This is a genomic window from Bradyrhizobium sp. STM 3566, from assembly GCF_045571445.1.
Lineage (GTDB): Bacteria > Pseudomonadota > Alphaproteobacteria > Rhizobiales > Xanthobacteraceae > Bradyrhizobium > Bradyrhizobium vignae.
This window is the reverse complement of record NZ_CP120693.1, coordinates 1-21,927: the sequence shown is the minus strand read 5'-3', so window position 1 is coordinate 21,927 and position 21,927 is coordinate 1. Positions and strand designations below refer to the sequence as shown.

Here is a 21,927-nt window from a genome sequence, read left to right as displayed (position 1 = left end):
GCGAGCGCCAGTGCCCTTCGGCACGAACGTGGGCTACGACTTCGAATGATTGGGGGAGGAGGACACATGGACTCCATTGACTACAAAGCGGGCATGCGTAGGCTCGCCGGGACCGTCTGCGTGGTGACCACCGACCGGTCATCGGAGGACCCCGCGCCTCCAGCGGCGCCGGGTGGGCTTGGCGGGCTGACGTCCACGGCCGTGTGCAGTCTCAGCGCCGACCCGCCGCGGCTGCTCTGTTGCGTAAATCAGAACAGCAATACGGCCGCCGCCATACGGGCCAACGGCGTTTTTGCGGTCAACGTGCTCGCAGAAGAAGACGAGGAGGTCGCCAGGCAGTTCGCAACGGGTCTCCCAGCGCACCTGAAGTTCAAGGCAGGGGCATGGCGAGTCGGGCTGACCGGCGCGCCTGTGCTGTCCACGGCATCGGCAGTATTTGACTGCCGCGTGCGTCGGATTACCGAAGAAGGCAGTCACTTGCTCGTCATCGGTGACGTTGCCGCGGTGCACGCGGCCGGAAACGGCAAGCCGCTACTCTACGCCCATGGCGCCTATGGCCGCTTGGCGCATGTATCTGCCCTGGTCGGCTGACGAGTCCTAGATGGACGATGCGGCCGTGACGAATGCTCCGGAAGGCGCCCTTCCGTTGCTGGCGACTAGGTGCCCACTCCGAAATCAACCTATTCCATCCGAAGTTCAGTTCTGCTCTGGCGCAAGCTGGACGATGCATGCAGCCTTGAGGAATTCGGAATGGTGTGCTTCCCAGCACGTGTTGTTGGCCTCAAATGGCGTCGCGGTTCAGACGGCCGACGAGCGTTGCGACGAGCGCGCGCTTCGTGATTTAATCAAAGCGCTGCTGATGAAGCCTTTTAGCCTTTTGACGGCTCAAGCGACGCAGAATCCGCGCCAACAAACTCAACCGTGAGGCCGCGTCCATCCTGAGGGCACCGGCGATCGGCGCGGAATCAGTGCCATGAATAAGTCCGGCTCGCAGCCGCGGACCGGCATCGACACGGCGGTTGCGCTGACCGGCGAGATGTCGTGCGGCTGGCCACGGTCGAGGGCGCCTTCAGGGCGGTGAAGGGTGAAGGCACAGGCTGAACCGATCATCCCGGCGGTTTGGAACGAGTCCGAGCGGCTAGCCGCTCCGGTCCATGATGTCAGGCGGTAACGTCGCCCACGAACTTCTCTCCATCCCAGCGTGTGCTGCCAGCGCACTCCAGAGCCCCTTTCTTCTGTGCCTTTCGGCCAATCGCGATGAGCGCCATTGATCTCACTCCCCGACGTCTCCGGTGTCACCGGCAATCTGCACGACAACCTGAGCTGGGGCATAGCGAGCAACTAGGGCGCGCGGGTCGATCGGTCAATCTGGTTCAGATCGAAAACGGAGACGGTCCCTGTGTGGCGCGCCACACGTCTGATGGACAACGGCCGCAGAGATTTGGCAAGCTCGCGGTGGACGCGCGTCCACGCGTTTGTCGTAATGTGGTCGAACTGGATAGAGATAAGGCGGCCAGGCGCTTTCGCTTGACCGCCTCGATCTCTAGGCGGACGCCGCCAGACCCTTGGATGGGATGAAATCAGGAAGGACGTCGGCCGACTTGAGGATCGGGATCACTTTCTTCCAGAGTTCGGTGTGGTGCGACAACTGCTCTCGATTCAGAGCCACGGACTCGTAAACCGCGATGTTGGCGGCGCCCGTCTTACGGCATTGCTCGATGATGATCTCGGCAACGGTCTTCGGAGAACCGAAGATGTACTCTTCAGGCGAGATCCTCTCTGCCAGGGAAGGCGCGGGCTTAGGCGAAGATCCTGCGCTTGGAATGAATTGGGCGTCTTTGACCCCGGAGGCGATCCCTTCTTTTGTGGGCAGCTGACCGCCGATTCTCTCCAAAACCTTGGCGACCGGCTCCTCATACATTTTGTGCAGGATCTTCGCGGCGACCTCCGAGCATTCGCTGTGCAAGGCTGCGGCTTCGGCATCCGTATCCCAGATCATGACCTGACGCCGGATCAGTATGTCGTCAGGCGTGGCCGGGTGGTTTTCGGCCGCCATCGCCTCGCGATAGGTCTCGCAGAGGCGAGCCAAGCCTTCCGTCGACTGGAAGCCTAGAGCCAGCTTGGCGTTGCGCTTCGCGATCGAGACGACCGATGATTCAGTCTGGGCCGTCGCCCACTCGCGCCGGTAGCTGACCTTCCTGGGGCGCGGCATGGACAATACGTCCTCATAATTGAAATGGTCGCCGTGGAAGGTGACGTGCTTGTTTTGCTTGGCCAACTCGATGAAGCGGGCGGCTTCCGCATGCATCGCCCTGACGTCCTGAGGTGCGATGCCAAGAAACGCGAACTCCGGAGGTATGCCCACTGCGCTGCCGATTTCCAGGCGGCCATGCGTCAGATAGTCGAGCATGGCTAGCTCTTCGGCAAGTCGATGCGGCTGGTGCATGGCGAAGACGTTCCCCAACACGCCCAGCCGCAGCCGCTTCGTCCGCTGAGCCACCGCGGCGACCAGGAGGTTGGGGCAGGGGGAAAGCGTATTGACGAAGTGATGCTCGCTGAAGAACACGCCATCGAAGCCAGCGTCTTCCAAATCGACAAGATGATCAATGTTCTTGTCGAAGGTTTCTTGAACGACGCCTTCGTCTTCGTAGTCGGAATTAAGGCCGTTTCGGACACTCCAGAACTCGAACTGCCACGTCTTGATCATATTCTCGGAACCTCTGTCATCGCGAGCGTCAACCGGCTCTGATTTGTGACGATACCCAAGCGCGCCGGCGGCCACCCGCCGGTGAACGGTATCCAAGCGAGACTAGCGCGCACAATTGGGCCAAAGCCTTGATAGGACCCACCATCTCGGCATCCGTACTGAGGTATATTCCGCATACCGTCCCTGCCCTGTCTGTCCTCCTCCAGGGGGACATCCGAGTGTCCGAGCAACGGAAGCGCATGCGCATGGGTGGGACACTTGCTCGATACGGCTGGCCAAACCCGTCGGTGGCGCATCCTGAGGCGAACACGCTCGAGTTGGCCCGGGAGGCTCCGGCCGGGTCCCCGCGGATGGGGACAGAAGCCTCAATGGGGTCCCACTATTAAGGGGCTCAGCGTGGCCGCGGCGGAAGCGAGGCGCGAGCTGGGCAGCGGGCCGAAAGACCTCGCTACGAACCTAAGTTGGAACGTCTGGTCGAGCTCATTCGCATTCCGGCGAGTCGACTCGGCGAATTCGCAAACCAAAGCGTCGGCCGGAGCTTTATCGTTGACGGCGGCGTGCATCATTCGAATCTTGTGGACGCCGTCTGCAAACCGAGGCGGCGGAGCGGGCGGCACGACTTGACGGATGAGATGAACGGAGCTCTGACATGGACTTTGTAACCGAGACCATCGCCAGGTCCGACCAGCGCGCCATTTCCGTGGACGTTTTCCGTCCGGCCGCGAACGGCGCCGGCGCGACTGTGATCCTTCTTCACGGCGGCGGCTGGAGGTTCGGGGACCGTTCGGCTATGCATGGCTATGCGCGGTTGCTGGCCGAGAAGGGCTTCCTGGCCATCGCCGCGCAGTATGGCCTCCTTCCCGATGTCCGCTGGCCTGGCCAGCTTGAGGACGTCCGCGCCGTGATCCGCTGGGTTAAGGCCAATGCGCCTCGCCTGAACGTCGATCCGGCCAAAGTAGCAACGATCGGCTTTTCAGCCGGCGGCCACCTCGCGTTGTTGGCCGCAGGGACCAGCGACGGATCCGGCTACGAGCAAGTCCTTGGCAACGGGGCCGGCACGTCCGTGGCTGCGGTGGTTTCGTGCTTTGCTCCGCCGAGCCTGACATCCCGTGACTGGCAGGGTCGCCCACCTCAGGTCGACATGCTCCTGGACGGCGGGGGCGAGGAGAGGGCGCGCGCGCTCAGCCCGATCACCTACGTCAACCCGGCCTTTCCCACGCCGTTCCTTCTGGCCGGCGCTGCCGACATTGGGCTTCCTGTGACCGCGACGTTGGGCCTATACGCGGCGTTGAGCGAAGCTGGAGTCCATCCTGAACTGCACATCCTGCACGCCCAGAACCACGAATTTTCGGCGCTGCCGAGCATGATCGGTGGCTTCGTCGACGAGGTAGCGTTCTTCCTGCGCCGCGTGGTTGTCGAGCCCGAGCACTTCGCTGAGGAGGACCGGCGCCTGAACCTCTTCTCCCAACCCGAAAGGCTCAAGGCGTTGCTCGCGGGAAAACCGGCCGTCTGAAGCGCCCTCGACCTGTTCATCGCGCGAACAGATGCAAGAGCTTTCCGGCTTCGGCTCGAGCCTCAAGCGTTTAGGCCCCCGTCTGCGCCGTGTCAGCTACCGGCGAACATTCCAGGCGGTCCGCCAGTCGCGCAAGCCGACCTCAACAACACGCGTCCTGTCTCGCGCGCAGCGATCGAGACAAGCGGAAAGTGCACCTAGTGCCCCAGCGCACCCCGTTTGCGACGCCCATTGAAGGCGCCCGCCATCTGCAACCCGTGCCGCATGCTCCATTCATGCAGATACCACACGAGCAGTTCGCGTTGGCTGCCGATCGACAAGCGCTGATAGGCGCGCTTGCGATAGGTCATTGCCGTTTCCTCGCTGATGCATAGGTCGAGGGCCATTCCGGCGCTCGAAATGCCGTAAAGGATGCGAGCGCAAACCTCGACCTCGCGCCGGGGCAGCTTGATCGAACTCGCTTGCAACGTGGCTTCGATCTCGGACAGCGACGTCAGCGCGAGCGAGGAGTCGATTTCGTCCGACCTCGTCCTCACATGTCGATCAAGAATCGAGAATAGCGTGCCCGCAAACTGCTGGAGGCACTGCAGTTCTTGCGAAGTAATCTCGCCCTGTTCCTCCCGGCGCAAGATGCTCAAGCCGAGTTCCTGGTCCTCCATGCGGCCGCAGAGCAGGATGCGTTCGCCCACATTGGTAACGCCGTAGATCCGATCCCGCAGTTCGGCTTCGGGCATTTTCGCAGTCGTGATATGGCCGAGCGAGTAGCCGTGCGGCCCGATCGCCTTGCGCGTCGCAGCGAGGAAGGAGTCGCCGCGCCAATAGTCTTCGGTCAAATATTGCGACAGCTGGCGATGAGACGTGTCCGTGCCGTCACGGCTGACGGCGACCACCAGTGACGCAGATTCCTTGGTGATGCTGGACAACGAGCAGTGTTGCGCATCGCATGCCACGGCAAGCAGCCCGAGCAGCTCCTGCCCGAATTGCGCCTTACCGATCGCGGAGATCACGTGGGGCAGCTGGTTCAAGGTTACGGTCAACAGTTCCTGGTGCGCCAGGGTAGCATCGCGCCGGACCATCGCATCTCCATCCCGACGGGTCGCAATCTAAATCACGTCCCCCCAGATGGGGACATGCGTCGGACTCCGCCCTGGTATCCTAGCCAAGCCGCCGGTTTCGCTCAAGCGGGCGACAGGTTTTGGCGCTGTGCACCCCCTAGCGGCAACGGGGACGCTCCTGACATGCCGAACGGTCGCTCCATCGTGCTGGAACGTCGACAGGGAGGGGCCGCAGCGGAGGGCTTTTGGTTCGAATCTCAGCGGCTTCTCGAGATCGAAAAAGGCGATGGGACGATCGTGGATTGAGCGAGTTTTCCCGAGCAGCCCAATGGGGCGGCCCGAACTTGAACCCGGCACGCCGTGCCGGGTTCACTTTTTTACGCTGATGGACGCGGGGGGATCGATCTCTTGCTCGCAAGCCCGGCCCTTTAGGGACCGCTTTAGGCCATCACCGATGCCGGCCATACAAGCGCGTGATTAACCGAACGCGCCTCGTGGGCCGTATTAGATGTTATCCCATCGGATCTTAGGAAGGGTTTTGGTGATCGGGCGCCACGGGTAGATTAGGCGCAGGTCTCGCCACGATATTTTAATGAACCAGCCAGCTCAGGTGTCTCAACCGGAGCAGATCAGATGTGGTGATAGGCGACGATCCAGATCAGGGAATCCAAGACGGCCGGCCCGCTGCCGACGAGACCGCTACAATTCGTGTCTAGTTCCTCGCGAAACCCGTTAGCGAAGCTTGGCTGCAAACGTCCATCAAAGTTTGGCTCCCGAGTTTCACCGCGATGCCGATCATGGTGATCGGACCGGACCACGTCGCGACGGTGCTCTTCCCGCGATCCTGGCGCACAAATTTCCATTGAAACTATTGCGGGCAGCGGTGCGGATCCCGGGATACCGAGAGAGCCTGCATGGCCTGCGTCGTTTCACTTGGACCCTGTTTGCGGGAGATAGTCTCGGAAGTCCGAGATCGATCGCACGCAGCCCTCGCGGATGATGTTTGAGTAGCGCGGCCATCCCGGGACGGGACGGCTTTACGCCATTGCCAATGGCGCCCGCAGAGATCAGCCGTCGTGGCCGATCACCGCAAGGATTTCGCACTCGATTAGCTTTCCCTGTTCAAGAGGGCGGTTGAGTGTCAGGCGTGCCGGCCTTGCATCGGGATCGGGGAACATCGCAACCCACACCTTGTTGATCTTTTCGCGGAGCATGCGATCCTCGACCCAAATCGTAATCCTCACGATGTCGCCGAGATGCCCGCCGGCCGCTTCGACGACCGCCTTGACGCCCGCAAACATGATGTTGCATTGCGCATCGAAAGATGGGGGGAAAGAGCCGGTCGCCGGATCACGCCCCGTGATCAGACTGGATGCCAGCAAATTTCCCACGATGCTTGCGGAAGGGATAGGGTTGGTGTGCGCGGCGTCCGGAGCGTGAATGCTTCGACTCATGAAAGTACTCCTTGTCTTCTACTGAGGCATAATTAACCTGTTAACAAACTGAGACCAAGAGGACTGGTGCCACAGGCGATGTTTGTAAGGATGGCGATCGATCCGGAGGCCGCCAAGACAGGTGTCGGTAGAGGAGAGCTTGCACAGCAAGTGTTAGGTCTTGTCCTCGTCGGGGGGCACAAGGTCTTCTAGAAGATTGAGGAGCAGCTCGACTTTCTGACGTCCCAGTCGGCGGTCGAGCTCTCGATCGGTGGCGCGGCCCTCGGTTGAACCTGGTGGATAAGATCGTGTCACTTTTTTGGGGTGATCGAGCGTAGCGAGACTCTGCATTATACGGGGCAGACTAGGAGCGGGAGCAGAACCGCCGAATCCACTGAAGGCTTCTTCCTGCTGGTCCCTGGTCCCGATAAGGCCCGCGATACACCGCAGCGTAAGCTCGGTGGGAGCCGGGCGAGTTATATTTGATGGTTGAGATGCTCGGGGAAGCCCTAATAGTCGCGGACCATCCCGGGAAGGCGCCGAAAATTCCCTCGTCTGCGGTGAGGCGTTGCTAAGGCGATCCGACGTCGGCCAGAAGGCCGCCGCTGACACAGCGAACTATGCGTTGGGGGACTAACCCTTTTTCATTGCGCCCGCTCCAAGCGACAGTGCTTCCATAAGCGCTTGAGCATAGATTGCCTCCTGCGTGCTTCCGCCAAGCATTTGGCGCGACGCGGCGGCTTGGTGACACTTTCGTAGCGATCAATAGCAAAATTGGCGGACGGCGGCCGCTCGGCTATGTTTGATCGCGCGCCGGCTGCTCGGAACTGACCCAACTCCGCAGACCCTGCACAGTACGAAATCCATCGGCTGCGTAGCAGCGGAGGTCCGGAAGAAAGGCCTGCGTCATCTCGGCGAGCGCATGTCCCGGACCGAGGTCCAGGACCCTGCTGACGCCCAGCTCCGCCAGGGTCTCCAGCGTCGCCGACCAGTCGATGGGGTGCGCGACCTGGCGGGCGAGCTTCGCTGTTGCATCGTTCGCGGAGAAGATGCGCTCGCCGTCACCTCCGGCGAGCAGGACTCGCTGGCTTCCGACCGGAAAGCGCCTGCTGGCGTCGAGCGCGTGTTGCAACGGTTTGCAGGCGCCCGCAAGCCGTGAGGTGTGCGAGGCGATTTTCACGGCGAGAAGGCCGCTGCGCGCGGCGCCTTGTCGCATGGCCTCCTGGCAGAGGTCGATCACGTCCTGCTCCGAGCCTCCGAGCACGACAAGACGTTCGGGGTTCCTGATCGCGATCTCGCAGCGGTATGTTTCGAGCAGGCGTTCGAGGGTGCTCTGATCGAGGCCGCGGACATAGCCGAGGCGACCATCCGGTCCCGCGGCGTCTTCCATCAGGCGGGCGCGCACATCCGTGAGACGCAAGGCTTCATCGGCTGCCCATATTCCTGCAACGCTCCAGGCCGCCATCTCGCCGACGCTGTAGCCCGCGACGGCGGTTTGCTCCGTCAGCAGGTCGGCAATGCAGGCGTGAATCGCGAGGGCCGATGTGACGGTCAGGATCTGGCTGGAATGATTCGCGGTCAGTTCGTCCGCACTGCGAGACCTGACGAACTCCCGGGGATCTTCACCGAGACAAGCCGTCGCCGCTACGAAAACCGGCTCTGCGGCCGGCTGGTCCGCGACAACATCAAAAATCTTGTCCGACAGCGTACCTTGTCCGCCGCAGAGCAGGGCAAGCATCAGAAATCCAGTCGATCGATGAACAGGGTCATGGCAAGCAGGTCAGCCGAGCCGCCGGGGCTCAGATTGCGCGCCACGAACGCGTGATGAATGTCCGCCGCGCGCCTGCGCCATTCCGGATGCCCGACGCTGCCCGCAGCGAGGAAGGCTGCCGCGCTGTCTTGCGCAAAGCGCAAGCCCTCCGCGCCGCCCCGGTGCAGCAGGTTGGTGTCGGTGACCTCAGTGATCAGCCTCATGCAGGTCTGAACGCGCACGGCTTCCTCGTCATGGGAGGCAAGCTTGCGCGCCGCATGTAGCGCGGGCAGGGCGATGTCATAGACCGACCGAAAGCCATCGGCAGCTTCCGCCCTGGCGCCGCCGGCGCCATAGCGCCGCGCGGCCACGGCGCCGTGGCTGCGAAGTGATGCCGGGCCGGAAAGGATGTCTTCGCCCCAACGTTCCGAAACCAGCCTGCCCAGCGGTTTGCTGATGCCGACGACGTTGCGATATCCGGCCGCGGCGCAGAGCAAACCCAGTCCGAAGATCGCGCCGCGATGGGTGTTCACACCTGAGGTCGCCGCCAGCATCGCGCGCTCCGCCGCAACCCCGATCGCGCGCAACCGCTCCATGCCGGCGCCCTCCGCGCCCGCGGCCGCGAGCTCGCCGAAGAACGGCGCCAGCGTTTCGGCGCTCCGGCGGAGGAGGGGGGCGTCCATGTCGCGATGCGAGCCGTTATCGACATGGCTGACCAGCCCCGGCTTCGGATAGGTCTCGACTTCGAGCTTGAGACAAAGCGATGCAAGATGACCGAGCTGCTCCGCACGGAGCGCGCGTTGCCGCGGCGCCTGCCATCTCAGCGCAAGGTTCATGATGCGGCGCCCGACAGAAACGCCGCGCGCGTGATGTTCGCGACGCCGGCCGGACTCTTTACAAGGACTTCGTCCTCGTCGGCGCCGGTCAGCTCCCGCCATTGCACGCCGCCGGCGGGCCCGGTGATCTCGCCGTCCACCCGCATCGGCGCCTGCTTGGCAATCCCGGCAATGTCGAACGGCAGAGCGTTCGCTTCTCTCGCTGATGACAGCGGCCACAGCAGGTCGAGGTCCGACCCCTCAGTCAGATAGGGAAGGCCGGTGAGGTGCTGCCAGGCCAGGCTGCCGAACGTGCGCGTCTCCGGCATAAGCTGAAGCAGCAGGTCGATCGTTGTGCGCCAGTGCGCAGGCGCTGCCGCGGCGGCGTCGGCCAACAAGGGGGGCGGGGCGGATGCGACGATGTCGGTTGCGGCGAGCGAGACCGCAATGCGTCGTTTGCCGTGGCTGGGCGGCAGTGGCAGGCCGAGCGGAATTAGTCCGGCGACGTCGCTGCATCCAGGCCGGCGCACGATGAGGGGACGGCCGGCGTGAACCCAGCCTGCGACCATCGGCTCGCCGGCAAGCTCAGGATAGCGGTTCATCACCGCGGTCCATCCGGATGCCGAAGCCTTCACCATGCTGTGGCGCGCGAGGGTTTTATCCATGTTGCGCGTCCTGATGTGCGGCCGCTGCGAGAGCGACCACGCGATCGGCGATCTCGGCTGCCTTGCGCCGGCCGCCACGCGCGGCGCCGAGACGGCTGCGATCGTCCTGTCTCTGCGGCCGACGCAGCACGGCGGCAAGCTGCGGCGCCAAGGGAGCGCTGTCGTCCCAGACGACATGAATGCCGCCCGTCATCACCATGTTGTCGAGCCCGGGCGCGAACACCGGCGTCGCTTCGGCCTTAGCCTTCAGCACATCGATCGACAGCTTGGTGACCCGCGCCATCGACGGCAGATCCATCACCGCGGGATGCGCGCCGGGAAGGGCCACCAGCGTGCCGGTGGCAAGCGCGGTGGCGATAAACGCGCCGGCCGCGCTGCCGCCATAGAGCAGGCCGACGGTGCGGTGTCCTTCGGCTTCCGCCAGCAGCAGCGCCTTGGCGAGATGCGACAGATACTCGCTGAGGCCAAGCAACTCATCGCGCTTGCTCATGCGCTGACTGGCGGAATCGACCAGAACCAGGATCGGCGCCCGATCGCCTGATTTCACGATCTCGATCACACGGCCCGCGAGCACGATCGCTTCGTCCACGCCGAGCGGCTCCCCTTGCGTGATGCCGAGCACATGGATCGGACCGCCGTCAGGCAGCGTCGCCTGTCCCGCGATCAGCACGCCCGTGGTTTCGATCTTGCGACCGTTCGGGAACAGGCTCGCCAGGATGTCATCGAGCGTCATCGGCGTTCTCCCTGTCGTTGGCGGCGCGAAGAAAGGCGCCGGTCGGAAGTGCGGGAACATCGGTCGGATCGTCGATGCCGAGCGTCTGCCAGATCTCGACGGCGTCCTCGGCCTCGCCGAAGCGCTGCAACCGTCGCTCGAGGCGCTTCTGTTCTGCTTCGAGAGTCGCCGCGTTGCAGCTTCGCTTGGTCCCAAGCGCTTCGATCGCGGCTTGCCGAAACGCCAGCGCCTCGTCGTCGACGAAAATGTCGGCGCCGCCGATCAAATAGCGGTTCTTGCCGCCCATGGTGCGCCAGACCAGCGCGCGGTCGCGCGAGTCGAATTCCTCGATACCCCTGTTGGTCTCGATCACTTCGGGGCCGCTGACGCTGAGCCGGCCCTGTTCGGAGATGATCAGGCGCGAGCAGGTGCCGGCGATCAGGCTGCCGCCGCCATAGCAGCCGGCGCGGCCGCCAATCAGGCCGACGACGTTAACCCCGGCGCGGCGCGCCTCGATCACGGCGCGCATGATCTCCGCGATCGCGAGCTCGCCCGCATTGGCTTCCTGAAGCCGCACGCCCCCGGTGTCGAACAGGATCACCACGTCCTGCCTGAGCGCGCGCGCCGCGCGCAACAGCCCGGTGAGCTTGGCGCCGTGGACTTCGCCGAAAGCGCCGCCCATGAAGCGTCCCTCCTGCGCGGCGACGAGCACCGGCGCGCCGTCCAGGCGCCCGCATCCGACGACGATGCCGTCATCGAACTGCTCCGGCAGGTCGAAGATCGCCAGATGCGGGCTGATCTCGCGTAGCTCAGGGCCGATGAATTCGGCAAAGCTGCCGGTGTCGACCAGCGCGTCGATGCGCTGCCGGGCGCTCGCCTCGTACCAGCTCAGCGCGACAGTGTTGGCTGTAACGGCTGTCATCGTTCCGGCTCCTCGATCTTGCGGACGCCTTGTGCGAGGCGGAGCGCAACCGTGTCGGGCCGGGCCCCGCCGTCATTGACGGAGATGCGCAAGCCGCCGGCCGAGCGGCGCGCGACGAAGTCGCGGACCACGGCGTCCCACACCGTGCCGAAGCCATGGGCCGCCGTTGCGATGTCGATGGTACAGACATCCGCCGGGAGGCTGCGCTCCAGCAGGACTTCGAGATTGCCTGACGCGACCACGCCTACGATCGCCTGCGTGCGGGTGCCGGCGGCGCGACTGGGCGCAGACAGTTTGAAGCTGAGCTTTTCCATGCAAACCTCACCAATTGCGGAAACGGCTGGGCGGGCGGTAGAGGCCGCCGGAGGCCAGCATGAGATCCTTGATCGAGCGGGCCGCGAGCAGATTGCGGTCGGCGTCGAGCGGATCGATGCCGAGATCTTCGGGACGCTGGATCACGCCGCGTTGCCTGAGCTGCTCGACCAGCTTCGTATCGCGCGCGCGGCCGATCTCGGTGTAGCCGGCAACGCCGCGGATGGCCTGCTCGCGCTCGTCCTTGCTGCGGCACATCAGGAGGTTGGCGATGCCTTCCTCGGTCACGAGGTGGGTGACGTCGTCCGAGTAGACCATCACCGGTGCCAGATCGAGCTTGAGCTCTCGCGCCAGATCGAGCGCATCGAGCCGCTCGACGAACAAAGGCGTGTTGCGCTCGCCAAAAGTCTCGCCGATCTGCACGACCAGCTTGCGGCCGCGGCGCAGCGCGGCGTTGGTATCAGGATCAGCTTCTGCGCCGGCCTTGAGCCAGGGCTCGCTCGGATGGCGGCGGCCGCGCGGATCGGATCCCATGTTGGGCGCACCACCAAAACCGGCGATGCGGCTGGTCGTCACCGTCGAGCTGTGGCCTTCGAGATCGATCTGTAGCGTCGATCCGATGAACATGTCGCAGGCATAGAGGCCGGCGGTCTGGCAAAACGCGCGGTTGGAGCGCAGCGATCCATCGGGTCCGGTGAAGAAGACATCGGAGCGCGCCGCGACGTAATCCTCCATGCCGACCTCCGATCCAAAGCAATGGATCTGCTCGACCCAGCCGGATTCGATCGCCGGAATCATCGTGGGATGCGGATTGAGCGCGAAATGGGTGCAGACCTTGCCCTTGAGGCCGAGCTTCTCGCCATAGGTCGGCAGCAGCAGCTCGATCGCGGCGGTGTTGAAGCCGATGCCGTGGTTGAGCCGGCGCACGCCGTAGGGCGCGTAGATGCCCTTGATGGCGAGCATCGCCGTCAGGATCTGGGTTTCGGTGATGGCGGCGGGATCGCGGGTGAAGAGCGGCTCGACATAGAAGGGCCTGTTAGCCTCGACCACGAAATGCACGAGGTCGCCGGGGATGTCGACGCGCGGCACCTTGTCGACGATCTCAGTGACCTGCGCCACGACGAGACCGTTCTTGTAGCTGGTCGCCTCAACGACGGTCGGCGTGTCCTCGGTGTTCGGTCCCGTATAGAGATTGCCATCCTTGTCGGCGCTGACAGCCGCGATCAGTGCGACGTTCGGCGTGAGATCGATGAAGTAGCGCGCGAACAGCTCGAGATAGGTATGGACGGCACCGAGCTCGATCTTGCCGCCGAACAGCATGCGCGCGATGCGCGCCGATTGTGGGCCCGAATACGAGAAGTCAAGTCGCCGCGCGATGCCCTTCTCAAAGATATCGAGATGAGCGGGCAGCACCACGCCCGACTGAACCATGTGCAGGTCATGAACATCCGCCTGATCGAGGCTGGCGAGCGCCGAGGCGAGGATGTCGGCCTGCTTCTGGTTGTCACCCTCCAGGCACACCCGGTCGCCTGACCGGATCACTGCCTTCAGAAATGCGGGGAGGCGGGGGATTGGGACGACCTTCCCCTCTGCGAACTGTCGGCCGGCCACAAGGCGCTCGCCGAGCGCGGCCTTTTGCATACCCCAATCGCTCATCCTGGCTCCTTGGCATGCCAAATTGGCTTTTACGCCTCCAAATGTATGCGTATTGCCTTCTGATGTCAATTAGTGTATGCATTTCCTACAAAGCGATCGAAATTCGCATACACAGGAGGAAATTTGACATGCGAATGCATACAGCTCGCCCACGCTTAGAAAGCCTTGGCCTCTCCCTTCTCGGGAGGCGCCCGTGACCGTTTCCGGCGTAGCGCTGCTCTCGATCTGCACGCTGTTGGGTGTCTTCCTGGGTGACCTGCTGGGCGTCGCCTTAGGCGTGAAGGCCAATGTCGGCGGCGTCGGCATTGCGATGATCTTTCTGATCGCGGCCCGGCTCTGGCTGGTGCGATGGAAGCTGCTTAGTCATGGTCTTAAGACCGGTGTTGAGTTTTGGGGCAGCTTCTACATCCCGATCGTCGTCGCCATGGCCGCACAGCAGAACGTAGTGGCTGCAGCAAAAGGCGGCCCAATCGTGATCATCGCAGGGATCGGTGCAGTTGCGGTGTGTTTTGCCCAGGTAGCCTTGATTGGCCGGCTCAGCGGCCGTGTCGAGACCATGGACGAAATCGAGGCGCGAGAGGCGCTCGAGGCAAATGAGCCCCATTTCAAGTCCGGGAGGATCGGATGACCATGTTATCTCACGTGCTCGCCGCAAACGCGCTGATCACCGCATTCGCCGCCGTCGGCATCCTGATGTGGATCTCCGGGGCGATCTCGAAATACCTCACCTTCGGCCGCATCCACGGCTCGGCGATCGCGATCATGCTGGGTCTCGTGCTGGCTTTTTTTGGAGGAGTTGTCACCGGCGGCGAAAAGGGCGTCGCCGACCTGCCGGCGCTGACCGGGATCGCTTTAATGGGAGGCGCGATGCTGCGGGACTTCGCCATCGTCGCCACCGCGTTCGAGGTCGACGTTGTTCACGCGCGCAAGGCCGGATTGATTGGTGCGGTCGCGCTCGGACTGGGAACGGTCGTTCCGTTCATTCTGGGCGTTTTCGTCGCGGCCGCCTTTGGCTACACCGACGCCGAATCGCTGACCACGATTGGCGCCGGAGCGGTCACCTACATCGTCGGGCCGGTCACTGGGGCCGCGATCGGCGCATCGTCGCCTGTCATTGCACTCTCGATCGCCACCGGTGTATTCAAGGCAGTGATCGTGATGATTGGCACCCCCTTCGTCGCGAAGATGATCGGCCTCAACAATCCGCGCAGCGCAATGGTCTTCGGCGGCTTGATGGGAACGGTCAGCGGCGTCTCCGGAGGGCTTGCGGCCACCGATCGGCGCCTGGTGCCATACGGCGCGCTGACTGCGACGTTTCACACGGGCCTTGGATGCCTGGTCGCGCCGTCCATCCTCTACTTCACGGTGCGCGCAATCATAGGAAGCTGAATGACAGGTCTGTTCAAAGTCGCAGCCGAAGCCGAAGACGATGGCGGCCTCCTCTCCGATCGCATCCGCAATGCGCTCACCGACGAGATTACGTCCGGTGCGCTCGTTGCCGGTTCGGCCTTGGAAGAGCAGCAGCTTGCCGACCGCTTCGGAGCTTCCCGCACGCCGGTGCGGGAGGCTCTACGGCAGCTCTCCGTTAGCGGATTGGTGGAGGTTCGGGGGCGTCGCGGGGTCGTGGTGGCTCGGATGACCCCCGAACGGATCATGGACATGTTCGAAACGAGCGCTGAGGTAGAGGCCATGTGTGTCCGCCTCGCGACCTATCGCATGACGCCGCTGGAGCGCAGCCGCCTGATCGAGCTGCACGAAGGTTCGCGGGCCATGGTCGAGGCTGGTGACGTCGATGCCTATGATGCCTTCAACCGAGTGTTCCACGAATGCATCTATAGCGCGACGCACAATTCGTTCATGGCCGAGCAGGCCCAGGACGTCCGTGCGCGGCTAAGCGCCTTCCGCCGCACGCAGTTGCGGCAGGGTGATCGCATCCGGAAGTCTCGCGACGAGCATGATGCCATCATGCAGGCAATCGCCGAAGGCGACGGCGAGACGGCCTCACGTCGGATGCGTGCGCATATGCTAAACGCCGCCGCAGCGCTGCGGCGTTATATCGAAGATCGCATCAGACCCGTTGAAGGGCCTGAGCCCGACAATCCCTAACAGTGGCAGTCTCGCGCATCGCTTGAAGCAATCAGGGCAGGTGCACGCCAAGGCGCATTTTCTCAATTCTACAATCTTAAGGAGATACAGATGGCTGATAGCAATTCCGCCGTGGCTGTCTATGACGTCCCGACCGAGTGGTCAAAGCGCGCTCCCGATTCCGGAAGAGATAATTGCACTTCTAAGGCGGGCGGTTTAGACGTGAGATGCGCAGGCAACTCCGTGAGCGCTGCCACGCGCGCCCCAGCGGGCTTGCATCAGCTCCGCCGATCCCTCCTTCGCATTTGGCCAGCCTCGCGAATACGACCAGGTGACTTTTCGCCCGAGTCCGCATTTCTCAGCTTCAGGAAATCGATTAAGGCACGCAGTGCCCCAGACATGTGCCGCTGTCTCGGGTAGTAGAGGAAGAATCCGGAGAGTGGCTGGCACCACTCGCCTAGTACGCGCACCAGGCGCCGGTTGCCGATATACTTCATCACCAAGCTCTCTGGAAGACAGGCGAGGCCCGCGCCCGCCAGACATGCCTTGAGCATCAGGTCGGTGTCGTTCAACGTAAGGGAACTCGCCACATCAACGTCAAACGGGCCCTGAGGCCCGTCAAAATGCCAGCGGTGAAGGGCCCCACTATTACTCCAGCGGTAGTTTATACACGAGTGATGTCGGTGGTCCTGCGGACTCTGCGGCCGCTCGCGGCCGGCGAAATATGAAGGCGCACCGACCACCGCGAAACGCAGGTGCGGCGTCAGCGGTACAGCAATCATGTCCCGCTGAACGTGTTCGCCGATACGCACTCCGGCGTCATAACCTGCCGCAACTACATCCGTCAGCGCGTCGTCGGTTCGAGATGAATATCTGGGTAGGCTTGACTAAGCGCCCGAATACCGGCGCCAGCACGATCTCCGCCGCGAATCGGGACAGGTTCAGGCGAACCCTTCCTGAGGGTCTGGAGTGGAAGGCCCCGACTTCGGTGACCGCAGTCTCGATCTCCCCAACCGCCGGAAACAGCCGATCGAAAAGGGCCTGCCCGGCTTGGGTCGGTGAAACGCTGCGCGTCGTGCGATTGAGGAGTCGTGCTCCGAGCCGGTGCTCCAATTCGCGAATGGTGTGGCTAAGGGCGGACGGTGACAGGCCGAGCCGCCTGGCGGCGCGCCGAAAGCTGCGTTCCTGCGCAACGGCCATGAAAGCGGTCAACTCTTGCCGTCCCGAACATGGCCTGCCAGATCGTCGACGGGCGATTCAGGCCCATGGCGGCGGAGGCACCAGTAACGATTTCGGGCTAGCGGCGGCCTATGCGACGGCGCGTCTGCTGCGGTTGGCAGACGGCCCCGACGAAGTTCATCGTAATCAGATTGCTAGGCTGGAACTACGCAAGTAGAGCGCCGTTCGATAGACGAGTGGTCCGATCCATAAAACGCCGCGCCGCTCGACGTGAAGAGAGAATGTGTGATGTGAAGAGAGAATGTGTGGAGACACCTCATCTCATGCGTTCGGCACGGACCTGAAAATCGGACTCTCAGGCGCCTTGTGTTCGCATGCGTTTCGCTTCTTCGAGCACGACCTTCCGCAGCCAGATGCTGCCGGGATCACTGTTGTGTAGCGCCGGACATTGGATCGCTTCGGTGAAGGCGGGAAGTGACATTGGCAATCCGACAATGCGCAGCGCCGTTGTCTTGGCGAAATATTGCGCCAAACGTCTGTGCATAGTTGCGATACGCTCGGTTCCCAGCAGGATCTGCGGGATCATGCTGAAGTTCTGCACGCCGACCTCTATCCAGCGTTTAATGCCGTGCTCGAGCAACAGCCGCTGCGAGGATCACAATAGGTGCCTGGCTCACGTCTGCCGCTCAGGTACGTTAATCACGATCTGGTCTAGATCGGCGCTCATTCTGATCTGACAGGAAAGGCGGCTGTTGGGCTTCCTTTCTGTCGCGGTGCATTCGAGCATCTCGTCCTCCACCGCGTCAACCGGAGGTAATCGATGAACGAAATCCTCGGCGACGTACACGTGGCAAGTTGCACACATGGCCGAACCACCACACTCGGCAACGATGCCATCGACGCCATTTGCTTTCGCGGCATGCATGACGCTCATACCCACAGGGGCCTCCACGTCGACAACTGAGCCATCGTAGGCATGATAGATGATTTTCGGCATGATCCCTCAAGCAGGAATGATACGTACTGGCAGACTGGAAAGGGAGCGGAGAGTGTTGTTGAGACGGCGAACTGGTTCGCCAATGATTTCGATCGCCTTGATGCGTTTGATCATCGCCGTCAGGACGACCTCGGCCTCCATTCGAGCGACCATCTGCCCGACACAGCCGTGGATGCCCGTTCCGAAACCCACATGGCCCGCCGTGGAGCGGGTGATGTCAAAATGCTCCGGTTTCTCCCATTTACGCGGATCCCGATTGGCCGAACCGAGGAAGAGCAGCACCTTGGATCCGTCTGGGATTGTGGTCCCTCCGATTTGCACGTCCCGAGTCGTCGTGCGGAAAAATGTTTGAACGGGAGATGCCCAACGCAGCAATTCGTCGAACGAAGGACGAATGAGTGTTGGGTTCGCTCGCAACTTTTGCCATTGCTCTGGATAGAGCGCGAAACCGTGAATGGATGAGCCGATACCAATGACCGTGGTGTCCAACCCTGCCGTTAGCATGGCGCGCACGAGCACTGGCGCCTCGTCAGGCTGAATCTCGCCGCGATCGAGGGCTTCATAGACTTGGGCGCCGAAGCTGCCTGGAGCCAGCAGATCGCGTGCACATTGAGCGTATATCCAGGAGACGACCGGTTCCGCCTCTTTGATCGACTCCAAAAATATCTCGTTGCGCGGTCCGAACGAGTTGAAGACCATGTTGCCGAAGGGCAGGAGGTTTTCACGCCCTTCCTGACCGATCCCAATGGCGTCCGGGAACGCCCAGACCGGGAATACACTCGCCAAGTCCTTGACAGCGTCGAACGTCTCTCGCTCCACGAGCTTGTCGACCAGCGTATCCGCTCTCTTCTGCCAGTCCTCACGAAGACGCCGCATGTTCGCGGGACTAAGTATCTTGCTCATCACTGCGCGGGTGCGCGTGTGGAGAGGGGGATCGACCTCGAGGAGCAGGCTGGGGGGACGCCAGGCCTTCTTCTTCCGAAAGTCATCTATGCCTACGCCCGCGGCGGACGAATAGGTCTGCCAGTCCTGCATGGCAGCGTACACCTCGGCGTAGCGTGCCATACCCCAGACTTGGTAGCGCTCGAGCCAGACTACTGGTCCGGCATCGCGAAGCTCTTCATGGAAGGGATACGGGTCGGTCAAAAACTCGCGCTCGAACGGGTCCACCCGAGAGACTGGGCACCTGACGCCTTGTTCTGAGCTGAGTTCGGCTTGCAACTGGGCCGTCGACATGCTCGTCCTCCCTTTTTCCTTCATCTTCATTAGGGAGGTGGCGCGGACAGCAGACGGCGAGAGCCGTTCCAGCTCGATGGCACTTCCTTCCCCGTCGCTGGCTTCTTGCCCAGCTGACGAGCAAATGCTACTGTCAGTCAGTTGGCATGTCAACTCACTTTGAGTGCACGTATGAAGAATGGCGTGGTTGACAGGGGACAGGGGAGTTGTCGCAGCCGTCCGGGGGCTCAGGATTCGGGCGGGATTTCGACATCCCCGTTCACGATGTCGATGCGCATAAGCATTTTCTTGAGCGCCCGGATGAGCACTTCGCGCTCTTCGGGGACGAGGTCAGCAGTCAGCCGTCTTTCTCTTTCAAATGCGACTTGAACCATCCTATCGTGCAGTGCGGATCCCTTATCCGTGAGAGCGACTTCCAAAAAGCGGCTGCGCAGTTTGCTGGAGCGAACGCGTAGCAATCCGCTGTCCTCGAGTGTTCGGATCGCGCGGCTGACGGCCGCCTTGTCGATCGCGATGACTTGGCAAATACGGTTCGGCGAGATCCAGGGCTGAACTGCGAGAAGAGCCATGCAACGCCATTCAATCACTCCGACTCCGAAGTGCTTCCGATAGATCTGCGACGAACCATTTGTGAATTTGTTCGAAAGCCACACCAGCAGGACCGGTATGTGTCGATCGAGGTCCAGCGTCAGCCGTCCGTCCACTCGACGGGATCCCTCCGGATCGCGAAGCTTCCTCACTTGTCCGCTCAGCCTCTTTTCAGGCCTTTCGATCTGCATTGCTGGTTTTCTTGCCATCTGGCCGCCTCGTCGAACGTCGACGCAATATTGCACGCCAGGTCGTAAGTCTCCCTGCGTTGTTTGACAACTCCCGGCATTGAGTTGATAATTCAACTCACAATCACGAGCACCGTAGAGTGCGCAGGAGGAAACAGATGTTGCAGTTCACCGGATTCGTTAGACCGATACTACCTTTGTGCATAGCGTTTGGATTGATTTCGCTACCTCACGTTGCGCCGGCCGCGGAAACTACAGTCAAGATTGGGGCGTTTTTGACGACTACAGGGCCCGCCGCCTACCTCGGCGAGCCTGCAAAAAAGACGATGGAGGCCGAGATCGCCCGCATCAATTCAGGCGGGGGGCTTCTCGGAAAGCAGCTCGAACTCGTTCTCTATGATGATGGAGGAGCTGCCGACAAGGCGGTCGGTCTCGCCAAGCGTCTTATCGACAACGATAAGGTAGATGCTTTGATTGCGGGAAGCACGACCGCAACCACCATGGCAGTCGCACCGCTCGCGGAAAAGATGGGGATGCCCTTTATTTCATTCGCGGGTGCCAGCGTAATCGTCAATCCCGTGCGAAAATGGGTATTCAAAGTCTCTCACACTGACAGAATGGCGGCCGAGAAGATCTTCGCCGATCTCAAGCGGCGTGGCCTGACCAAGGTCGCGCTTCTCTCGGAGGATTCAGGTTTCGGCAAAGCCGGACGCGATCAAATACTGGATGCAGCTTCAAAGTCCGGAATTCAGATCGTTGCCGACGAGATCTATGGAGCCAAGGATACGGACACCACGGTCCAGCTCACCAAGATCCGGGGCAATCCCGAAGCGCAAGCCTTATTGATCTGGGGGTTTGGTTCGGGAGCCGTAATCGCCGTCCGCAATTACAGGCAGCTCGATCTGCGGCTGCCAATGTATCAGTCGCACGGCGTCGCCTCTAAGGAGTTCATAACTATGACTGGCGCTGCTGGCGAAGGCATTCGCATTCCCGCAGCCGCCGGCATTGTAGCCGACAAGGTGGCTGCCACCGATCGTCAGAAATCCGTGGTAATGGATTATCAGCAGCGGTACGAAGCGCAATACAAGGAGCCCGTATCTGCGTTCGGCGTCAATGCGCTCGATGGGGTTCTTTTGTATGTCGATGCGGTTAAGCGTGCTGGGAGCTTCGATAAGGAGAAGGTCCGGGACGCGCTTGAGCAGACGCACGATCTTGTGGGAGCAAATGGCATCTTCAATATGAGCGAGAAAGACCACAATGGTCTGTCGTACAATTCTCTCAGACTTCTCGAAATCGAGAAGGGCGACTGGAAGATCGTCGATTGAGGCGCCGACCAACCCACACATAAATTCCTCCCGAGCGACCCAGTAGGGCCGCCGGAACTTAAACCCGGCACACACTGTGCCGGGTTTTCTTTTCCCGCAAGAGACCTTCAGATTTCAAATGAGCGACTTGCTCGGGAGCTCTCTGGCCTCTTTGACTATTTATGCAATCGCGGCATGACCGGCGCGGCCGGTTCGTCGGGGGCCCATATCCGGTAGTTCAGCTGAGCGAAAATCGAAAATCCTTTAGGCGCCATGGCGGAGTCAAATCCAGGAGGGCCCGCTGTGCCGCCTGACGCGGTCGACGAAGGCTCCTGAGTGCCCCAGACGTTTACGCTAACGGGCCCGAAGTCGTGGCCAACCAAACCGCCGACGGCCCAAACATTGTACCGGCTCACATTTGTAGCGAAGTTGTAGAACGAACTTGACCGATCGTTGGTCACCTGCTCGACGTAATAGGCGACAGGACCAATTGTCCATTTTCCGATTCTCTTCGTTGCAGTGAACTCCGCATGGAAAACGTCGCCGCTGCGATAATTTGTAATGCTGTTTGCCGTGTTGATTTCTTGGAATACGTTTGGCGGTTAGGTTCCAGCCATCCTTCAGGTAGGAGAAAACCAGATTGGGTTGGAAGGTCCACCATTGATTGCCGACGTTGGTGAGCCCGGCAGGTCCCTGTTGCGTACCCGTTGGCGCGTAAATTCCGAGACCTGCTTTGACGAAGAACCCGCTATCGCCGAGCCGCCAACTCATTCGCAAAGAATGCGTTATGCATTCCGGCAGGCGCGGCAT

Annotated in this window: 23 protein-coding genes and 2 pseudogenes; 8 read left to right on the top strand and 17 right to left on the bottom strand. The window is 61.8% G+C overall.

Annotation, left to right across the window (positions count from 1 at the left end; all coding sequences use genetic code 11):
* The first annotated feature begins 66 nt into the window (after positions 1–66).
* Both P6U27_RS37325 and P6U27_RS37320 read left to right on the top strand, forming a co-directional pair.
* Positions 67–591: a flavin reductase family protein gene (locus P6U27_RS37325; RefSeq protein ID WP_407123317.1), complete on the top strand. Its 525-nt coding sequence runs from the start codon at positions 67–69 to the stop codon at positions 589–591.
* A gap of 10 nt (positions 592–601) precedes the next feature.
* Positions 602–925 (top strand): hypothetical protein, encoded by a 324-nt coding sequence (locus tag P6U27_RS37320; RefSeq protein ID WP_407123318.1) that lies wholly within the window; start codon positions 602–604, stop codon positions 923–925.
* 618 nt (positions 926–1,543) lie between these two features.
* Here the strand turns inward: P6U27_RS37320 and P6U27_RS37315 are convergent.
* Positions 1,544–2,707, bottom strand: a complete 1,164-nt coding sequence (locus P6U27_RS37315; protein WP_407123319.1) for an LLM class flavin-dependent oxidoreductase — start codon at positions 2,705–2,707, stop codon at positions 1,544–1,546.
* A 649-nt stretch (positions 2,708–3,356) separates the two neighbouring features.
* On the opposite strand from P6U27_RS37315, the gene P6U27_RS37310 reads away from it, so the two are divergent.
* Positions 3,357–4,220, top strand: a complete 864-nt coding sequence (locus P6U27_RS37310; protein ID WP_407123320.1) for an alpha/beta fold hydrolase — start codon at positions 3,357–3,359, stop codon at positions 4,218–4,220.
* Between the two features lie 197 nt (positions 4,221–4,417).
* On the opposite strand, the gene P6U27_RS37305 is transcribed toward P6U27_RS37310, so the two are convergent.
* The 9 genes from P6U27_RS37305 to mdcA form a co-directional block, all read right to left on the bottom strand.
* Positions 4,418–5,296, bottom strand: a complete 879-nt coding sequence (locus P6U27_RS37305) for a LuxR C-terminal-related transcriptional regulator (RefSeq protein WP_407123321.1) — start codon at positions 5,294–5,296, stop codon at positions 4,418–4,420.
* Between the two features lie 1,046 nt (positions 5,297–6,342).
* The gene (locus P6U27_RS37300) at positions 6,343–6,729 is read right to left on the bottom strand and encodes a RidA family protein (RefSeq protein WP_407123322.1); all 387 of its coding nucleotides are present in this window, start codon (positions 6,727–6,729) and stop codon (positions 6,343–6,345) included.
* A gap of 775 nt (positions 6,730–7,504) precedes the next feature.
* Positions 7,505–8,446 carry an acyltransferase domain-containing protein gene (locus P6U27_RS37295; RefSeq protein ID WP_407194647.1) on the bottom strand — a complete coding sequence of 314 codons (942 nt, stop codon included), beginning with the start codon at positions 8,444–8,446 and terminating at the stop codon, positions 7,505–7,507.
* Complete coding sequence (gene mdcB, locus P6U27_RS37290) at positions 8,446–9,294, bottom strand: triphosphoribosyl-dephospho-CoA synthase MdcB (RefSeq protein ID WP_407123324.1); 849 nt, start codon at positions 9,292–9,294, stop codon at positions 8,446–8,448. Before mdcB ends, P6U27_RS37295 begins: the two co-directional genes overlap by 1 nt.
* Positions 9,291–9,938 (bottom strand): malonate decarboxylase holo-[acyl-carrier-protein] synthase, encoded by a 648-nt coding sequence (gene mdcG, locus P6U27_RS37285; RefSeq protein ID WP_407123325.1) that lies wholly within the window; start codon positions 9,936–9,938, stop codon positions 9,291–9,293. Before mdcG ends, mdcB begins: the two co-directional genes overlap by 4 nt.
* Positions 9,931–10,671 (bottom strand): biotin-independent malonate decarboxylase subunit gamma, encoded by a 741-nt coding sequence (gene mdcE, locus P6U27_RS37280; protein WP_407123326.1) that lies wholly within the window; start codon positions 10,669–10,671, stop codon positions 9,931–9,933. Before mdcE ends, mdcG begins: the two co-directional genes overlap by 8 nt.
* Positions 10,658–11,572, bottom strand: a complete 915-nt coding sequence (locus P6U27_RS37275; protein ID WP_407194646.1) for a biotin-independent malonate decarboxylase subunit beta — start codon at positions 11,570–11,572, stop codon at positions 10,658–10,660. The genes mdcE and P6U27_RS37275 overlap by 14 nt, the downstream gene beginning before the upstream one ends.
* Positions 11,569–11,886 (bottom strand): malonate decarboxylase acyl carrier protein, encoded by a 318-nt coding sequence (mdcC, locus tag P6U27_RS37270; protein ID WP_407194645.1) that lies wholly within the window; start codon positions 11,884–11,886, stop codon positions 11,569–11,571. Before mdcC ends, P6U27_RS37275 begins: the two co-directional genes overlap by 4 nt.
* Before the next feature lie 7 nt (positions 11,887–11,893).
* Positions 11,894–13,540, bottom strand: a complete 1,647-nt coding sequence (gene mdcA, locus P6U27_RS37265) for a malonate decarboxylase subunit alpha (RefSeq protein ID WP_407194644.1) — start codon at positions 13,538–13,540, stop codon at positions 11,894–11,896.
* Between the two features lie 193 nt (positions 13,541–13,733).
* Here mdcA and madL point away from each other — a divergent pair, with 193 nt between their 5' ends.
* From madL to P6U27_RS37250, 3 genes are read left to right on the top strand one after another with little or no spacing between them, the layout of a single operon-like run.
* A complete protein-coding gene (madL, locus tag P6U27_RS37260; protein WP_407123330.1) occupies positions 13,734–14,168 on the top strand; it encodes a malonate transporter subunit MadL in 435 nt (144 codons plus the stop codon).
* Positions 14,165–14,929 carry a malonate transporter subunit MadM gene (gene madM, locus P6U27_RS37255; RefSeq protein WP_407123331.1) on the top strand — a complete coding sequence of 255 codons (765 nt, stop codon included), beginning with the start codon at positions 14,165–14,167 and terminating at the stop codon, positions 14,927–14,929. Before madL ends, madM begins: the two co-directional genes overlap by 4 nt.
* On the top strand, positions 14,930–15,646 hold the full coding sequence (locus P6U27_RS37250) for a GntR family transcriptional regulator (protein ID WP_407123332.1): 717 nt from the start codon (positions 14,930–14,932) through the stop codon (positions 15,644–15,646). It abuts the gene before it with no gap.
* Between the two features lie 257 nt (positions 15,647–15,903).
* Here P6U27_RS37250 and P6U27_RS37245 read toward each other — a convergent pair whose 3' ends face one another.
* Both P6U27_RS37245 and P6U27_RS37240 read right to left on the bottom strand, forming a co-directional pair.
* The gene (locus tag P6U27_RS37245; RefSeq protein ID WP_407194643.1) at positions 15,904–16,437 is read right to left on the bottom strand and encodes a LysR substrate-binding domain-containing protein; all 534 of its coding nucleotides are present in this window, start codon (positions 16,435–16,437) and stop codon (positions 15,904–15,906) included.
* Positions 16,438–16,444: 7 nt separating this feature from the next.
* A complete protein-coding gene (locus tag P6U27_RS37240; RefSeq protein ID WP_407194642.1) occupies positions 16,445–16,837 on the bottom strand; it encodes a LysR family transcriptional regulator in 393 nt (130 codons plus the stop codon).
* Positions 16,838–16,839: 2 nt separating this feature from the next.
* Between P6U27_RS37240 and P6U27_RS37235 the strand changes: the two are divergent.
* A pseudogene (locus P6U27_RS37235) lies at positions 16,840–17,021 on the top strand (acyl-CoA dehydrogenase family protein); the annotation flags it as partial.
* 138 nt (positions 17,022–17,159) lie between these two features.
* On the opposite strand, the pseudogene P6U27_RS37230 reads toward P6U27_RS37235, so the two are convergent.
* From P6U27_RS37230 to P6U27_RS37215, 4 genes and pseudogenes are all read right to left on the bottom strand, one after another.
* A pseudogene (locus P6U27_RS37230) lies at positions 17,160–17,453 on the bottom strand (LysR family transcriptional regulator); the annotation flags it as partial.
* A 24-nt stretch (positions 17,454–17,477) separates the two neighbouring features.
* Positions 17,478–17,801: a 2Fe-2S iron-sulfur cluster-binding protein gene (locus P6U27_RS37225; RefSeq protein ID WP_407123335.1), complete on the bottom strand. Its 324-nt coding sequence runs from the start codon at positions 17,799–17,801 to the stop codon at positions 17,478–17,480.
* Positions 17,802–17,807: 6 nt separating this feature from the next.
* Positions 17,808–19,037, bottom strand: coding sequence for a cytochrome P450 (locus P6U27_RS37220; RefSeq protein ID WP_407123336.1), 1,230 nt, complete (start codon positions 19,035–19,037; stop codon positions 17,808–17,810).
* Between the two features lie 227 nt (positions 19,038–19,264).
* Positions 19,265–19,834, bottom strand: coding sequence for a MarR family winged helix-turn-helix transcriptional regulator (locus tag P6U27_RS37215; RefSeq protein ID WP_407194641.1), 570 nt, complete (start codon positions 19,832–19,834; stop codon positions 19,265–19,267).
* A 137-nt stretch (positions 19,835–19,971) separates the two neighbouring features.
* Between P6U27_RS37215 and P6U27_RS37210 the strand changes: the two genes are divergently transcribed.
* Positions 19,972–21,138 (top strand): ABC transporter substrate-binding protein, encoded by a 1,167-nt coding sequence (locus P6U27_RS37210; RefSeq protein WP_407123338.1) that lies wholly within the window; start codon positions 19,972–19,974, stop codon positions 21,136–21,138.
* Positions 21,139–21,293: 155 nt separating this feature from the next.
* Here the strand turns inward: P6U27_RS37210 and P6U27_RS37205 are convergent, their stop codons facing one another.
* Positions 21,294–21,698: a transporter gene (locus tag P6U27_RS37205; RefSeq protein ID WP_407123517.1), complete on the bottom strand. Its 405-nt coding sequence runs from the start codon at positions 21,696–21,698 to the stop codon at positions 21,294–21,296.
* Between the last annotated feature and the right edge of the window lie 229 nt (positions 21,699–21,927).

Excerpts from the sequence above, each read along its gene's own strand:
- P6U27_RS37325 (WP_407123317.1), top strand. The coding sequence starts at position 67 with ATGGACTCCATTGACTACAAAGCGGGCATGCGTAGGCTCGCCGGGACC.
- P6U27_RS37320 (WP_407123318.1), top strand. The coding sequence starts at position 602 with ATGGACGATGCGGCCGTGACGAATGCTCCGGAAGGCGCCCTTCCGTTG.
- P6U27_RS37315 (WP_407123319.1), bottom strand. The coding sequence starts at position 2,707 with ATGATCAAGACGTGGCAGTTCGAGTTCTGGAGTGTCCGAAACGGCCTT.
- P6U27_RS37310 (WP_407123320.1), top strand. The coding sequence starts at position 3,357 with ATGGACTTTGTAACCGAGACCATCGCCAGGTCCGACCAGCGCGCCATT.
- P6U27_RS37305 (WP_407123321.1), bottom strand. The coding sequence starts at position 5,296 with ATGGTCCGGCGCGATGCTACCCTGGCGCACCAGGAACTGTTGACCGTA.
- P6U27_RS37300 (WP_407123322.1), bottom strand. The coding sequence starts at position 6,729 with ATGAGTCGAAGCATTCACGCTCCGGACGCCGCGCACACCAACCCTATC.
- P6U27_RS37295 (WP_407194647.1), bottom strand. The coding sequence starts at position 8,446 with ATGCTTGCCCTGCTCTGCGGCGGACAAGGTACGCTGTCGGACAAGATT.
- mdcB (WP_407123324.1), bottom strand. The coding sequence starts at position 9,294 with ATGAACCTTGCGCTGAGATGGCAGGCGCCGCGGCAACGCGCGCTCCGT.
- mdcG (WP_407123325.1), bottom strand. The coding sequence starts at position 9,938 with ATGGATAAAACCCTCGCGCGCCACAGCATGGTGAAGGCTTCGGCATCC.
- mdcE (WP_407123326.1), bottom strand. The coding sequence starts at position 10,671 with ATGACGCTCGATGACATCCTGGCGAGCCTGTTCCCGAACGGTCGCAAG.
- P6U27_RS37275 (WP_407194646.1), bottom strand. The coding sequence starts at position 11,572 with ATGACAGCCGTTACAGCCAACACTGTCGCGCTGAGCTGGTACGAGGCG.
- mdcC (WP_407194645.1), bottom strand. The coding sequence starts at position 11,886 with ATGGAAAAGCTCAGCTTCAAACTGTCTGCGCCCAGTCGCGCCGCCGGC.
- mdcA (WP_407194644.1), bottom strand. The coding sequence starts at position 13,540 with ATGAGCGATTGGGGTATGCAAAAGGCCGCGCTCGGCGAGCGCCTTGTG.
- madM (WP_407123331.1), top strand. The coding sequence starts at position 14,165 with ATGACCATGTTATCTCACGTGCTCGCCGCAAACGCGCTGATCACCGCA.
- P6U27_RS37250 (WP_407123332.1), top strand. The coding sequence starts at position 14,930 with ATGACAGGTCTGTTCAAAGTCGCAGCCGAAGCCGAAGACGATGGCGGC.
- P6U27_RS37225 (WP_407123335.1), bottom strand. The coding sequence starts at position 17,801 with ATGCCGAAAATCATCTATCATGCCTACGATGGCTCAGTTGTCGACGTG.
- P6U27_RS37220 (WP_407123336.1), bottom strand. The coding sequence starts at position 19,037 with ATGTCGACGGCCCAGTTGCAAGCCGAACTCAGCTCAGAACAAGGCGTC.
- P6U27_RS37215 (WP_407194641.1), bottom strand. The coding sequence starts at position 19,834 with ATGGCAAGAAAACCAGCAATGCAGATCGAAAGGCCTGAAAAGAGGCTG.
- P6U27_RS37210 (WP_407123338.1), top strand. The coding sequence starts at position 19,972 with ATGTTGCAGTTCACCGGATTCGTTAGACCGATACTACCTTTGTGCATA.